Source organism: Streptomyces sp. NPDC043738 (assembly GCF_056436545.1).
On the sequence record NZ_JBWKCJ010000016.1, the window covers coordinates 34,730 to 48,281 of the forward strand.

Below are 13,552 nucleotides of genomic sequence, written 5' to 3' on the forward strand. Positions count from 1 at the left end.
CGCTAACCCGCCGCGCCGGGAGGTTCATCCGTATTTTGACGCGCCGCCCCGCTCCGGGCGACCCGGCCGTAGCGGATGTCGTGGGTGGCGTCCGGGGACGTCATCCGCAGTACGCCGGCCGCCTCGTCCTGAACCGCGGCCCGCTCGGGGCGGGTCAGCGTGTCGAAGGGCTCGATGGTCAGCCACGCGGCGCCGCCCGCCGTGTCGGTCCGCCACAGCCCGCGGATGGTTCCGTCGACGAGGAAGACGCGGTAGGCCACATTGCGGTCCCAGGTGCGGCCCTGGTACTCAGGCGCGAGGATGCGGGTGCGGTCGGCGTGCGAGAGCGCGACGTTGTCGAACTCCGGGAGGAAGCGGACCGGCGCCTCGGTGTCCGGGTCCGGCAGCGGCGCGTCGGGCAGGTCGAAGAGCTCGACGCCGTGCTCGTCGCGGAAGGTGCGCAGCCGCGGCCGCAGCGGCTCGACCACCTCGCGGAGCCGGGTCAGCCCGCACCAGGTCTGGATGTCCTTGACGGACGCCGGTCCGAATGCGGCGAGGTAGCGCAGGAGGACGGCGGGCAGGTCCCGTTGCGGATCGGGGTCGGCGGGAGCCGGCCGCCGGGCCCGTTCCGGCGCGGTGGCCAGCCAGTGGTCGAGGGTGGTGTGCGCCGCCCGGCCGGCACGCCCCCACAGGCCGCGCGGGGTGACCTGGACCAGGGGGAGCAGCTGGCGGGCGGCGAGGGCCAGCGACCGGCCCTCGTGCCGCGGCCACTCCTCCTGGAGCCGCTCCCCCAGCTCCTGGAACGTCAGCGGCTGCCGGTCGACGAGCGTGCGGGCGAGGTCGGCCAGCCGGTCCAGGTCGACGCCGGCCAGCCGCCGGGCGAAGTTGCCGCGCAGGACGCGGTCGTGCACCGGCTGGAGCAGCGGGCGCAGCAGCCGGGCGTCGCGGGCGCTGACGAGGTGGATGGTGGAGCGCATCGCGGAGATGCGGACGGCCTGCCGGCTCTCCAGGAGGTCGGACAGCTGTTGCGGCCGGAAGCCGGCCAGCCGGGCGGCGAGCGCGTGGTACGGCGGGCGCGGTGCCTGGGCCTGGAGTCCGAGCAGCCGCTCGACGGCGTCGAGTACCCCCATCTCGCCGCGGCGGAGCAGGAGTTGGCGGTCCAGGGTGGCCCGGCCGAGGGCGCGGGCGGTGAGCAGGGGGGAGGTGCGGCGCTGCGTCATGGCGACGACGGTAGCGGCCCTTGCGGACGACTTCGGTCCGCAAGGGACCGTCTCTTGATCAGCACCGTCCGCACCGCCATCGGAAGGGTGGCCCGGGACCGCCGCGGACGGCGGTCCCGTCGGAGAACGACGGAGGGCGCCGCCGCGGCGACGCCCTCCGATGGTCCGGGGCGGTGGAGATCCCCGGTACGGCCCTCAGGCCACCGACCCGATCCGCCCCACCGGCCGGGCCGTGTCGTGGTGGATGGGCGTGTGGGCACCGGTCAGCGGAGCACCGGTGCCGCCGCGGCGGTTGGCGACGATCTCGGCGGCGATGGACAGGGCGGTCTCCTCGGGGGTGCGCGCGCCGAGGTCGAGGCCGATGGGCGAGCGCAGGCGGTTGACCTCCAGCTCGGTCAGGCCGACGTCGCGCAGCCGCTGCTGACGGTCCAGGTGGGTGCGGCGCGAGCCCATGGCGCCGACGTAGGCGACCGGGAGTCTGAGGGCGCGCTCCAGCAGCGGGACGTCGAACTTGGCGTCGTGGGTGAGCACGCACAGCACCGTGCGCGAGTCGAGTTCCTGCGAGTCCAGATAGCGGTGCGGCCAGTCGACGACGATCTCGTCGGCGTCGGGGAAGCGGGTCCGGGTGGCGAAGACGGGCCGGGCGTCGCAGACCGTGACGTGGTAGTTGAGGAACTTGCCGACCTTGACCAGCGCGGAGGCGAAGTCGATGGCGCCGAAGACGATCATGCGGGGCGCGGGCACGGAGGATTCGACGAGGAGGACGACGGGGCTGCCGCACCGCGAGCCCTCCGCGCCGATCTCCAGGGTGGTGGTGCGCCCGGCGTCGAGCAGGGCGCGGGCCTCCTCGACCACGGTGTGGTCGAGCCCCGGGTGGCCGCCGAGGGTGCCGGTGTGGCCGCCGTCGGGGCGGACGAGCAGGGCCTTGCCGAGGAGCTCGGCGGGGCCCTGGACGACCCGGGCGAGGGCCGAGGCCCCGCCCGATGCGGCAGCGGTCAGCGCGGCGGCGAGCGTGTCGGCGGTGTGCTCCGCCGACTTCCCCGCGCCGCCGCTGTCGCCGGCGGGGCGCGGGACGCTCGTCCGTACCGGCTGGACGAGGATGTCGATGATGCCGCCGCAGGTCAGGCCGACGGCGAAGGCGTCCTCGTCGCTGTACCCGAAGCGCTCCACGACCGGCTCACCGGTGCGCAGCGCCTCCTGGCACAGTTCGTAGACCGCGCCCTCCACGCATCCTCCGGAGACCGACCCGATCGCCGTACCGTCGGCGTCGACGGCGAGGGCGGCTCCGGGCTGGCGGGGTGCGCTGCCGTTGGTGGCCACCACGGTGGCCACCGCGAACTCGCGGCCCTGCTCGACCCACCGGTGCAGCTCTTCGGCGATGTCCAGCATGTCGGTCTCCTTACGGATTGCGGATGAGTGGAGGGGCGGGTCAGTGGTGCACGCCCAGCCAGCTCTCGATCGGATGGAGCGAGAAGTAGGCCAGGAACACCAGGGAGAGCACCCACATCAGCCAGCCGGGCTCGCGCCACTTGCCCTGTACGGCCTTGATCGCGACGTGCGCGATGACGCCGGCCGCGATGCCCGCGGTGATGGAGTACGTGAACGGCATCAGGACCGTCGTCAGGAACACCGGGATGGAGGTCGCCGGGTCGTCCCAGTTGATGTGCTTGGCGTTGGTCAGCATCATCGAGCCGATCACCACCAGCGCGGCGGCCGCCACCTGGGTGGGGATGACCTGCGCCAATGGGGTGAAGAACAGGCACAGCGCGAAGCCCAGACCGGTGATGACGCTGGCGAAGCCGGTGCGTGCGCCGTCGCCGACGCCCGCGGTGGACTCGACGAACACGGTCTGGCCCGAGGCACCGGTCAGACCGCCGACCATGCCGCCGGCGCCGTCGATGGCCAGGGCCTTGTTCAGCCCCGGCATCTTGCCGTCCTTGTCGGCGAGGTTGGCCTGCTGGCCGATGCCGATGATCGTGCCCATGGCGTCGAAGAAGCCTGCCAGGACGAGGGTGAAGACGATGACGCCGATGGTGATCCCGCCGACGTCGCCCAGCCCGCTGAAGGAGACATGGCCCAGCAGTCCGAAGTCGGGGGTGGAGACGATGGAACCGGAGATCACCGGGGCGTTGCGGCCGCCCCAGTCGTTGACGCTCAGCCCGGCGAACTGGTGGACGAGCGCGGCGAAGACCGTACCGCCGACGATGCCTATGAGGATCGCGCCGGGGACCTTGCGGACCTGCAGCAGGAAGATCAGCAGCACGGTGAAGGCGAAGCACAGCACGGGCCAGCCGGTGAGCATGTCGGCGGTGCCGAGCTGGATCGGCTTGGCACCGGCGAGGCCGCCCGGGCCGGGCATGGAGGTGACGAAGCCCGCCTGGACCAGGCCGATCAGGCAGACGAACAGGCCGATGCCCATGGTGATCGCGTGCTTGAGCGGCAACGGGATGGCGTTCATGATCAGTTCACGCAGGCCGGTGACGACCAGCAGTACGATCACGCCGCCGTAGATGATGCACATCGCCCAGGCGTTGTCCCAGGTCATCTGCGGGGCGACCTGGAAGGACATCACGGCGGAGACGCTCAGGCCGGCGGCCAGCGCCAGGGGCACATTGCCCAGGAAGCCCATGACGATCGTGGTGACGGCGGCGGCGAGGGCGGTCGCCGTGGTCACCTGGGCGGCGCTGAGCGTGGCGCCGGTGATGTCCTTGGTCGTGGTCAGGATGACCGGGTTCAGGAGGATGATGTACGCCATCGCCATGAAGGTGGTGACGCCGCCACGCACCTCGCGGCCGACGGTGGATCCTCTGTCGGAGATGTGGAAGTACCGGTCGAGCCAGGACCGGCCGGCGGGCTGACGCGAGCCGTCGCCCGCGTCTTCCGCCGTGGTCCTCGGCTCAGTGGACTGCTGGGTCATGGTGCCTAACTCCCAAGGTTCACAGGGGCACTCGCGAGGGGGATGCGAGATTTGGGATGGATCTTCGGCTGCACGACCCGGGGGACGGCCCGAGACGAACGGGGTGCTGGCTGTGTGGGGGACAGCAGCGACTGCGTGGTGCGGGGTTGGGCTCCGGGCGGTACACGGAGGAGGACGGACAGGGACACCCCTGACGCGCACCGCCCGGAGGCCGGGGTCCGGGGGGATCGCCCCCCGGACGGCTCCTTATGTGCCGGTGAGGTGTTCGGGACGCACCGGCGTCTTGTTGAGCTCCAGCCCCGTCGCGTTCCGGATCGCCGCGAGGACGGCCGGGGTGGACGACAGGGTCGGGGCCTCGCCGATGCCGCGCAGCCCGTAGGGGGCGTGCTCGTCGGCGAGTTCGAGCACATCAACCGGGATGGTCGGGGTGTCGAGGATCGTGGGGATGAGGTAGTCCGTGAAGGAGGGGTTGCGCACCTTCGCGGTCTTGGGGTCGACGATGATCTCCTCCATGACCGCCACGCCCAGGCCCTGGGTGGTACCACCCTGGATCTGGCCGACGACGGACAGCGGGTTGAGCGCCTTGCCGACGTCCTGGGCCACGGCGAGCTCGATGACCTTGACCAGGCCCAGCTCGGTGTCCACCTCCACCACCGCGCGGTGGGCCGCGAAGGAGTACTGGACGTGGCCGTTGCCCTGGCCGGTGACCAGGTCGAAGGCCTCGGTGGGCCGGTGGCGCCACTCGGCCTCGATCTCGACGGTCTCGCCTTCGAGCACGTCCACCAGGTCGGCGAGGACCTCGCCGCCGTCGGTGACGACCTTGCCGCCCTCCAGGAGGAGCTCGGCGGTGGCCCACGCCGGGTGGTAGGTGCCCATCTTGCGGCGGCCGATCTCCAGGACCTTCTCGCGGACCAGCTCGCAGGAGTGCTTGACGGCGCCGCCGGTGACGTAGGTCTGGCGCGACGCGGACGTCGAACCGGCGCTGCCCACCTGGGTGTCGGCGGGGTGGATCGTCACCTGCGTGACGCCCAGCTCCGTGCGGGCGATCTGCGCGTGGACGGTGACGCCGCCCTGGCCGACCTCCGCCATCGCGGTGTGCACGGTGGCGACCGGCTCGCCGCCGATGACCTCCATGCGCACCTTGGCGGTGGAGTAGTCGTCGAAGCCCTCGGAGAAGCCGACGTTCTTGATGCCGACCGCGTAGCCGACGCCGCGTACGACGCCCTCGCCGTGGGTGGTGTTGGACAGGCCGCCGGGCAGCTGACGCACGTCGGCGCCCTCGCTGGACTCCCACTGGCGCTCGGGCGGCAGCGGACGGGCCTTGATGCGGCGCAGGATCTCGGCGACCGGCGCCGGCGAGTCGACCGGCTGCCCGGTCGGCATGATCGTGCCCTGCTCCATGGCGTTGAGCTGGCGCAGCTCGACCGGGTCGATGCCCAGCTTGGCGGCCAGCTTGTCCATCTGCGCCTCGTAGGCGAAGCACGCCTGGACCGCGCCGAAGCCGCGCATCGCGCCGCAGGGCGGGTTGTTGGTGTAGAGCGCGACGGCCTCGATCTCGACGTCGTCGATCACGTACGGACCCACCGACAGCGAGGCGGCGTTGCCGACCACGGCCGGGGACGCGGAGGCGTAGGCCCCGCCGTCCAGCACGATCCGGCACTTCATGTGCGTGAGCTTGCCGTCCTTGGTGGCGCCGTGCTCGTACCAGAGCTTCGCCGGGTGCCGGTGGACGTGCCCGAAGAAGGACTCGAAGCGGTTGTAGACGATCTTGACCGGCTTGTTCGTGCGCAGCGCGAGCAGACAGGCGTGGATCTGCATCGACAGGTCCTCGCGGCCGCCGAACGCGCCGCCGACGCCGGAGAGCGTCATCCGCACCTTGTCCTCGGGCAGGCCGAGGACCGGGGCGATCTGGCGCAGGTCGGAGTGCAGCCACTGGGTGGCGATGTAGAGGTCCACCCCGCCGTCCTCGGAGGGCACCGCCAGGCCGGACTCCGGGCCGAGGAAGGCCTGGTCCTGCATGCCGAAGACGTACTCGCCGGAGACGATGACATCGGCCTTCTTGGCGGCCTCGTCGGCGTCGCCGCGGATGATCGGCTGGCGGTGGACGATGTTGGGGTGCGGGACGTGCCCGGCGTGGTGGTCGTCGCGGCCCTCGTGGAGCAGCGGCGCGCCGTCGGCGGTCGCGGAGGCCTCGTCGGTGACGACGGGCAGCTCCTTGTACTCGATCTTGATCTTGGCGGCCGCGCGCCGCGCCGTCTCCGGGTGGTCGGCCGCGACCAGGGCCACCGGCTCACCGTGGTGGCGGACCTTGCCGTGCGCGAGCACCGGGGTGTCCTGGATCTCCAGGCCGTAGTTCTTGATCGAGGTCGGCAGGTCGTCGTACGTCAGCACCGCGTAGACGCCGGACTGGGCCAGCGCCTCGGAGGTGTCGATGGAGACGATCTCGGCGTGCGCGACGGTGGAGCGGAGCGTGAAGCCCCACAGCATGTCCTCGTGCCACATGTCCGAGGAGTACGCGAACTCGCCGGTGACCTTCAGGGTGCCGTCGGGGCGCAGCGTCGACTCGCCGATGCCGCCCTTGGTCTGGGAGCCCTGGGTGATCTTGGTGGGGGCTCCGGTCGTACGTGTGGATCCCATGCTCAGACCGCCTCTTCCTGACGGTCCTGGCGCGCGGCCGCGAGACGGACGGCGTCCAGGATCTTCTCGTAACCGGTGCAGCGGCAGAGGTTGCCGGACAGCGCCTCGCGGATGTCCGCGTCGGTCGGCTGCGGGTTGCGCTCCAGCATCTCGTCGGCCGCGACGAGCAGGCCCGGGGTGCAGAAGCCGCACTGGACGGCGCCGGCGTCGATGAACGCCTGCTGGATCGGGGAGAGTTCGCCACCCTCGCCGGTCTGGGAGTCGGTTGCCCGCGGGCGGAGCCCGCTGTCGGACCCGTGCGCCGACCACTGCTGGGCGTCCTGGAGAGAGGTACCGCACGCTCCGGTGCCGCAGCCCCCGTGCTCCGCACGCTGCTTGGCGAAGTCCGCCAGACCCTCGACGGTCACCACCTCGCGACCCTCGACCTGGCCCGCGGCGACGAGGCAGGAACACACCGGCACGCCGTCGAGGCGGACCGTGCAGGAACCGCACTCGCCCTGCTCACAGGCGTTCTTCGAACCCGGCAGGCCCATCCGCTCGCGGAGGACGTACAGCAGGCTCTCGCCTTCCCAGACATCGTCGGCCTCCTGCTGGCGGCCGTTGACGGTGAATGTCACGCGCACTGTGCGCTCCTCTCGTTGCCGCGGTAGGACTCCCAGGTCCAGCCGAGGGTGCGGCGCGCCATGATGCCGACCGCGTGCCGGCGGTACTTGGCGCTGCCGCGTACATCGTCGATCGGGTTGCAGGCGCCGGAGGCGAGCTGCGCGAACTGCTTGGCGACGGACGGCGGGATGGGGGCGCCGGACTCCCAGAAGCCGCCCTCCTCCAGCGCCGCGGCGAGGAAGTCCTCCGCCTCGCGGGCCCGTACGGGGGTGGGCGCGGCCGAGCCGATGCCGGTGCGCACCGTACGGGTCTCGGGGTGCAGCGCGATGCCGAACGCGCAGACCGCGATGACCATGGCGTTGCGCGTGCCGACCTTGGAGAACTGCTGCGGGCCGTCGGCCTTGGGCAGATGCACCGCGCGGATCAGCTCGTCGGGCTCCAGCGCGTTGCGCTTGACGCCGAGGTAGAAGTCGTCGATGGGGATCATGCGGCGGCCGCGCACGGACTCGACCTCGACCTCGCAGCCGGAGGCGAGCAGCGCGGGGTGCGCGTCGCCGGCCGGGGAGGCGGTGCCGAGGTTGCCGCCGACGCCGCCGCGGTTGCGGATCTGCGGGGAGGCGACCGTGTGCGACGCCAGGGCCAGGCCCGGCAGCTCGGCCCGCAGGTTCTCCATGATCTGGGTGTAGGGAACGGAGGCGCCCAGGCGTACGGTCTTCTCTCCGACCTCCCACTCGCTCAGATCACCGATGCGGTTCAGGTCGAGCAGGTACTCGGGGCGGCGGTGGTCGAAATTGATCTCGACCATCACGTCCGTACCGCCCGCGATGGGCACAGCGGTGGGGTGCTCGGCCTTAGCGGCGAGCGCCTCCTCCCAGCTGGCGGGGCGAAGGAAGTCCATGGTTGGCCTCTTCTGCGAAATCGGTCATTCGTTGCTCGGGGAGCGGGCGCCGGCCCTGGTCTCCGTCAAGCTGTTCATGTCTTGTTAACGCCGTTGGGCTTAGTGAACGCTCAGCGGCCCCACCCGGTGCAGTCACCGAAACCATGAAGCGGTTGGCTGGCCAAGCCACCTGTCTTGTAGATTCGAACGAAAGACGAGGCTCTGAAACCTCGCGGCATTCCACCGGCAACACCAGACAGCAAAGAACGGCGGGCGAGGTCATGCGGCTCCGCGCACTCCTGGACACCCACATTCTCGGCCTTCGGCTGCTCGGCGGCGAGGACGAACTGGACCGCACTGTCCGCGGCGTGATGACCACGGACCTGCGCGACCCCAGTCGCTACCTCTCCGGCGGGGAGCTGGTGCTGACCGGCCTGGCCTGGCGCCGCGAACCGGAGGACTCCGAACGGTTCGTGCGCATCCTGGCCGCGGCCAACGTCGCCGGGCTCGCGGCGGGCGAGGCCGAGCTGGGCGCGATCCCGGACGACCTCGTGCAGGCCTGCGCCCGGCACCGGCTGCCGCTGTTCTCGGTCGAGGAGGCGGTCTCGTTCGCCTCGATCACCGAGCACGTCGTACGCCAGGTCTCCAGCGAGCGGGCCGGTGACCTGGCCGCCGTGGTGGACCGCCACCGCCGCCTGATGACCTCGGGCCCCGCCGGCGGCGGTCCCGAGGTGGTGCTGGACCTGCTGGGCTCCGACCTGGACCTGCGGGCCTGGGTGCTCTCCCCCACGGGGCGGCAGATCGCCGGCTCCACGCTGGCGGACTCCGGGCCCGAGCTGTCCGGCGAACTGGCCGCCCGGCTCGCCGGCGAGCATCTGGCCGCCGCCCGCACCGGCCGCCGCGGCCCCCACCGGATCACCCTCGGCGGCGCCACCTACTCGCTCTTCCCGATCCGCTACGAGGGCCGTGACCTGCGCCAGACGCTGCTGAGCGACTGGCTGCTGGCCGTCGAGGCGGACGCCGGGGACTGGCCGGCGGAGCGGTTGGACCTGCTGCACGGCGTCACCCAGCTGATCGCCGTGGAACGCGACCGGCGCGATGCCGCCCGTACGGTCCGCCGACGGCTCGCCCAGGAGGTGCTGGAGCTGGTCCAGACCGGCGCGCCGCCCGCCGAGATCGCGGCCCGGCTGCGGGTGGCGGCCCCGGTGCTGCTGCCCGGTCTGGGCACCGCCCCGCACTGGCAGATCGTGGTGGCCCGGGTCGAGTGGGAGGGCGGCGACGTCCCCGGCGGGCCGGTGGCGCAGACGCTGCTGGAGGAGATGCTGGTCGACCCGGGCACCTTCGGTCCCGAGCCCTCCGACCGGATCGCCGTGGCGCACACCGGTGACGAGGCGGTGGCGCTGGTGCCGCTGCCCGTCCCGGACGAGTCCGGGGACCCCTCGGCCGCCGGTCTGCACGCCGAGGAGTTGCTCCGTGCCGTCCAGGAGCCGCTGGGCCGCGGTCTGGCGGACGACGGGCGGCTGACGGTCGGGGTGAGCGCCTCGGTGCACTCGGCGGAGGGGCTGCGCGGCGCCCTGGAGGAGGCCCGGCACGCCCGCCGGGTCGCCGCCGCCCGTCCGGGCCGGGTCTGCGCCGCCGGGCACGAGGAGCTGGCCTCGCACGTCCTGCTGCTGCCGTTCGTGCCGGACGACGTCCGCCGGGCCTTCACCGCCCGCCTCCTGGACCCGCTGCGCGACTACGACCGCCGGCACCGCGCCGAGCTGATCCCCACGCTGGAGGCGTTCTTGGACTGCGACGGCTCCTGGACCCGCTGCGCCACCCGTCTCCACCTGCACGTCAACACGCTCCGCTACCGGGTGGGCCGGATCGAGCAGCTCACCGGCCGCGATCTGTCCCGGCTGGAGGACAAGCTCGACTTCTTCCTGGCACTGCGGATGAGCTGAGCTGCCGCAGGACGTCCCCCCGGGCGTCCCCCGACGGAAGAGCGATGCGGATCCCGTCGCCGGACGGCGGAGATCCGCCATTCGCGTTCATCCGATCGGGCGGCATCGCGTCAACGGCGCGTACGGGGGCACCCGACGCGGCACGGCGCGGCACGGCCGATCAGCGCTGCGCGGGCGGCCGCGATCACCCCATGAGTGATTGTGAAAACATTCACCCACCCCCTTGGCCCCGCTGCGGAATTCGTGCTGAGATGCGCGCACGGCTTCCAATTTCCAGCTCAATGGCGCGCTCGGGGAGGGCAACGTGGCGGATACCGCCATGCCAGGATCCGCGGAATCCACGGATCCGGTCAGTTCTGCGGATTCGGTGCCGACGGTGGTACCGGGACCGGCACCCGCACCGGAAGTACCGGCAGCCAGAACGGTCGAGGGGGACGACCCCCTCGACCGCGCCGTTTGGCGGCTGCGCTCCCGCGGCTGCTGGTGCGACGCGGCCGCGCTCCTGGAACCGCACTCCGTCCGGCACGCCCCCTCCGCACTGCGCCGCGCCGCGCTCCTGGTGGAGCGCTGCATGTTCACGGCCACCGGCTGGGCCGAGGCCGAGGACGCGCTGCGCACCGCCGAGGCGCTGGCCGGTGACGACGAAGAGCGGGGCGGCGCGGCCTGCGAGCGCGGCCACCTCGCGTACGCCGCCACGGTCCTGGGCGTACGGGACCGGGCCGACGAGGCACGTTCGGCGCTCGGCCGGGCCGCCGCGCTGCTCGCCCCCACCGCGGCCGGCCGCCCGCTGCTGGACTTCCGCCGCGGGCTGATGGCCGAGCACCTCACCGACAGCCCGGACGCGGCCCGCGCCGCCTACCGCCGCGCCCATGCCGGCGCCACCGCGCAGGGTGACGACCTGCTGCTCTCCTTCACCTGGCGCCACCTGGCGGGACTCGCGCTGCGTGACGGCGAGCTGGCGGAGGCCCGGCACGGCTTCGCCGAGTCGCTGCGGATCCGCGAGGAGCTGGGCTTCCTCGTCGGTACGGCACCGGCCCTCGCCGCGCTGGCGGACGCGGCGCCGGAGGGCGACGCGGTCCGGTTGCGCGCCGAGGCCGCCCGGCTCTTCCGCCTCATGGGCGGCGTCCCCACCTGGCTCGCCGACCATCTGTCCACGGCTGCGGCCGCGACCTGACGCGCCGCCGGCGGTCGCTCACCCACCCGGCCAACCACTCCCGCTCCGGGGGTGGTTGGCCGCGTTCGTGCGTTCGTCTCATGGCGCCGCCGCCTGCGCGCCGTCAACCCCCCGCCGTCGGCCATGCCAGGTCCTCCGTCGATTGGCCGGAAACCGACGGTCCCCGCGGCGGATCGGCCGGGGTACGACGGTCCCGCCGCCGCCCCGGGTTCGACGCGCCGAGCGAACCGGGAGGTGGGACGATGAGCGGAGGCCCGAGGGCAGTGCCGCCCCATTACGCCCCACAGGCCCCGAGAATGGCCGCAAGTCGCACTGTGACGCGACGGTGGGCACTGGATGCTGGTCCGGGACCAGCGGGACCTCCCCCTTCACAGATCCTGTATGGAGGCGATCCATGACCGCAGGAGTGACCAAGACGACCGCCGGAACCGACTGGGGCAAGGCGGATTTCGAGGCGATCTACAACTGCCCTGATCCCCGTCGGTACTTCACCACACTGCAACCCCTGGACTACCAGATTCCTCACCACGGCCAGGCGGTGTTCCGCGCCGTGACCGAGATCCTGCAGCGGCACCGCAGCGACCGCCCCCCACTGAACGTGGTCGACCTGTGCTGCTCATACGGGGTCAACGCGGCCCTGCTGAACCACCGGCTGTCCCTCGCCGATCTCTACGGCCGCTACACGAGGTACCGCCCCGACGTCCCGACGACCCGCCAACTCATCGAAGCGGACCGTACGTTCTTCGCCACTCGGCGGCGTGACGAAGCGGTGCGGATCACCGGCCTCGACGCGGCCGAGAACGCGGTCGAGTACGCCAAGGCGGTCGGCCTGCTCGACCACGGCTTCGCGGAGAACCTCGAAGTCGACGAGCCGAGTCCGGCACTGCGGCGTACCCTGGCCGGCACCGATCTGATCACCGTCACCGGCGGCGTCGGATACATCACCGCCCGCACCTTCGGGCGGCTCGTCGACTGCATGACCTCGCCGCCCTGGATCGCCGCGTTCGTCCTGCGCGAGGTGTCCTACCGGCCGGTCTCCGCGCTGCTGGCCCGCGCCGGCCTGGTGACGGAGAAACTCACCACGCGCACGTTCCGCCAGCGGCGGTTCGCGGACGGCGATGAGCGCCGGGCGGCGTTCGAGGCGCTCGCCGGGCGCGGCCTGTCCATCGCGGGCAAGGAGTCCGACGGCTACTACCACGCCGACCTGTACCTGTCCCGGCCCGCCGCCGAAGTGGCGGCGATCCCCCTGGCGGAGCTGCTGCCGCGCTGAGCCGCGGCAGCCGGGCCTCGCGGCCACCCGTACGCGTCACGCCGTACGGGTGGCCTGCGTGCGGTGGCGCCGGGGCGGGCCGCCGGCTGCGGTGCGGGTGGCCTGCGGGGCTGCTTCAGTGCGGGTGGCGCGCCACCGAGACGTGCTCGCGGGCGATCCGTTCGGCCACCGCGTACTCCTGCGCGATCAGGGCGTCGAGCAGCGCCGTGTGCTCGGAGGCGTCGGCCAGCAGCTCGGCCGTACGCCGCCGCAGCCCGCCGGGCCCCGCCCAGTGGGTGCGCCGCAGCAGATCACCGGTGACCTCGGTGAGCCGACGGTTTCCGGTGAGCGAGATCATCGCGTGGTGGAAGGAGTGGTCGGCCTCGGCGTAGCCCGCCCGGTCCCCGCGGGCGGCGGCCGCGACACCCGCGGCGGCGAGCGGGCGCAGCTCCTCCCAGCGCTCCGGGGGCAGTGCCCGGGCCAGCCGGACGATCGCGGGCACCTCCAGCATGGCGCGGACCTCGGCCAGCTCGGCGAGGTCGCGGGCGCTGCGCTCGGCGACCCGGAAGCCGCGGTTGGGCACCACCTCGACGGCGCCCTCGACGGCCAGCTGCTGCATCGCCTCGCGGACCGGGGTCGCGGAGACGCCGTAGCGCTCGGCGAGCGCGGGCGCGGAGTAGACCTCGCCGGGGTTCAGCTCCCCTCCGGCCAGCGCCTGGCGCAGCGCGGCCAGCACCTGGCCGCGGACGGAGTGCCGCCGGGGCGCGGCGGAGCCGGGCTGCGCGGGCACCCAGGCCCGTGCGCGCGGCTGCTGTTGCGCTGTGCCCTGCTCCATGACGGTCCCTCCTGACGTTCCCAGCACCATAGGCGGCCTCGGCCGCAGTTCAAATCCGGGCGCGGGTCGGGCGGGCAGGACTGGCTTTCCGCGGGCGCGGGTAAAGTCTTCGGATAAG

General features: G+C 72.6%; 10 protein-coding genes. 3 read left to right on the plus strand and 7 right to left on the minus strand.

What is annotated here, in order from left to right; all coding sequences use genetic code 11:
- Positions 1-2: 2 nt before the first annotated feature.
- The 6 genes from AC0680_RS21355 to AC0680_RS21380 all read right to left on the minus strand — a co-directional run bounded on the left by AC0680_RS21355 (position 3) and on the right by AC0680_RS21380 (position 8,254).
- Complete coding sequence (locus AC0680_RS21355) at positions 3-1,199, minus strand: winged helix DNA-binding domain-containing protein (RefSeq protein WP_478631003.1); 1,197 nt, start codon at positions 1,197-1,199, stop codon at positions 3-5.
- Between the two features lie 195 nt (positions 1,200-1,394).
- Entirely contained in the window at positions 1,395-2,588 is a 1,194-nt protein-coding gene (locus AC0680_RS21360) for an XdhC family protein (RefSeq protein WP_478631006.1), read from the minus strand.
- A 40-nt stretch (positions 2,589-2,628) separates the two neighbouring features.
- Positions 2,629-4,116, minus strand: coding sequence for an NCS2 family permease (locus tag AC0680_RS21365; RefSeq protein WP_478631008.1), 1,488 nt, complete (start codon positions 4,114-4,116; stop codon positions 2,629-2,631).
- A gap of 246 nt (positions 4,117-4,362) precedes the next feature.
- Positions 4,363-6,753, minus strand: coding sequence for a xanthine dehydrogenase family protein molybdopterin-binding subunit (locus AC0680_RS21370; protein WP_478631011.1), 2,391 nt, complete (start codon positions 6,751-6,753; stop codon positions 4,363-4,365).
- A gap of 2 nt (positions 6,754-6,755) precedes the next feature.
- The gene (locus tag AC0680_RS21375) at positions 6,756-7,376 is read right to left on the minus strand and encodes a (2Fe-2S)-binding protein (protein WP_478631014.1); all 621 of its coding nucleotides are present in this window, start codon (positions 7,374-7,376) and stop codon (positions 6,756-6,758) included.
- Positions 7,367-8,254, minus strand: coding sequence for an FAD binding domain-containing protein (locus AC0680_RS21380; protein ID WP_478631017.1), 888 nt, complete (start codon positions 8,252-8,254; stop codon positions 7,367-7,369). Before AC0680_RS21380 ends, AC0680_RS21375 begins: the two co-directional genes overlap by 10 nt.
- Before the next feature lie 260 nt (positions 8,255-8,514).
- On the opposite strand from AC0680_RS21380, the gene AC0680_RS21385 reads away from it, so the two are divergent.
- The 3 genes from AC0680_RS21385 to AC0680_RS21395 all read left to right on the plus strand — a co-directional run bounded on the left by AC0680_RS21385 (position 8,515) and on the right by AC0680_RS21395 (position 12,620).
- On the plus strand, positions 8,515-10,176 hold the full coding sequence (locus tag AC0680_RS21385) for a PucR family transcriptional regulator (protein WP_478631019.1): 1,662 nt from the start codon (positions 8,515-8,517) through the stop codon (positions 10,174-10,176).
- 319 nt (positions 10,177-10,495) lie between these two features.
- Positions 10,496-11,350 (plus strand): hypothetical protein, encoded by an 855-nt coding sequence (locus AC0680_RS21390; protein WP_478631022.1) that lies wholly within the window; start codon positions 10,496-10,498, stop codon positions 11,348-11,350.
- Between the two features lie 394 nt (positions 11,351-11,744).
- On the plus strand, positions 11,745-12,620 hold the full coding sequence (locus AC0680_RS21395; RefSeq protein ID WP_478631024.1) for a hypothetical protein: 876 nt from the start codon (positions 11,745-11,747) through the stop codon (positions 12,618-12,620).
- Positions 12,621-12,735: 115 nt separating this feature from the next.
- Here the strand turns inward: AC0680_RS21395 and AC0680_RS21400 are convergent, their stop codons facing one another.
- On the minus strand, positions 12,736-13,434 hold the full coding sequence (locus AC0680_RS21400; RefSeq protein ID WP_478631026.1) for a GntR family transcriptional regulator: 699 nt from the start codon (positions 13,432-13,434) through the stop codon (positions 12,736-12,738).
- Positions 13,435-13,552: the final 118 nt, after the last annotated feature.

Bases quoted from the DNA above. Each gene is read 5' to 3' on its own strand.
- AC0680_RS21365 (WP_478631008.1), bottom strand. From the start codon at position 4,116: ATGACCCAGCAGTCCACTGAGCCGAGGACCACGGCGGAAGACGCGGGC.
- AC0680_RS21370 (WP_478631011.1), bottom strand. From the start codon at position 6,753: ATGGGATCCACACGTACGACCGGAGCCCCCACCAAGATCACCCAGGGC.
- AC0680_RS21380 (WP_478631017.1), bottom strand. From the start codon at position 8,254: ATGGACTTCCTTCGCCCCGCCAGCTGGGAGGAGGCGCTCGCCGCTAAG.
- AC0680_RS21385 (WP_478631019.1), top strand. From the start codon at position 8,515: ATGCGGCTCCGCGCACTCCTGGACACCCACATTCTCGGCCTTCGGCTG.
- AC0680_RS21360 (WP_478631006.1), bottom strand. From the start codon at position 2,588: ATGCTGGACATCGCCGAAGAGCTGCACCGGTGGGTCGAGCAGGGCCGC.
- AC0680_RS21395 (WP_478631024.1), top strand. From the start codon at position 11,745: ATGACCGCAGGAGTGACCAAGACGACCGCCGGAACCGACTGGGGCAAG.
- AC0680_RS21355 (WP_478631003.1), bottom strand. From the start codon at position 1,199: ATGACGCAGCGCCGCACCTCCCCCCTGCTCACCGCCCGCGCCCTCGGC.
- AC0680_RS21400 (WP_478631026.1), bottom strand. From the start codon at position 13,434: ATGGAGCAGGGCACAGCGCAACAGCAGCCGCGCGCACGGGCCTGGGTG.
- AC0680_RS21390 (WP_478631022.1), top strand. From the start codon at position 10,496: ATGCCAGGATCCGCGGAATCCACGGATCCGGTCAGTTCTGCGGATTCG.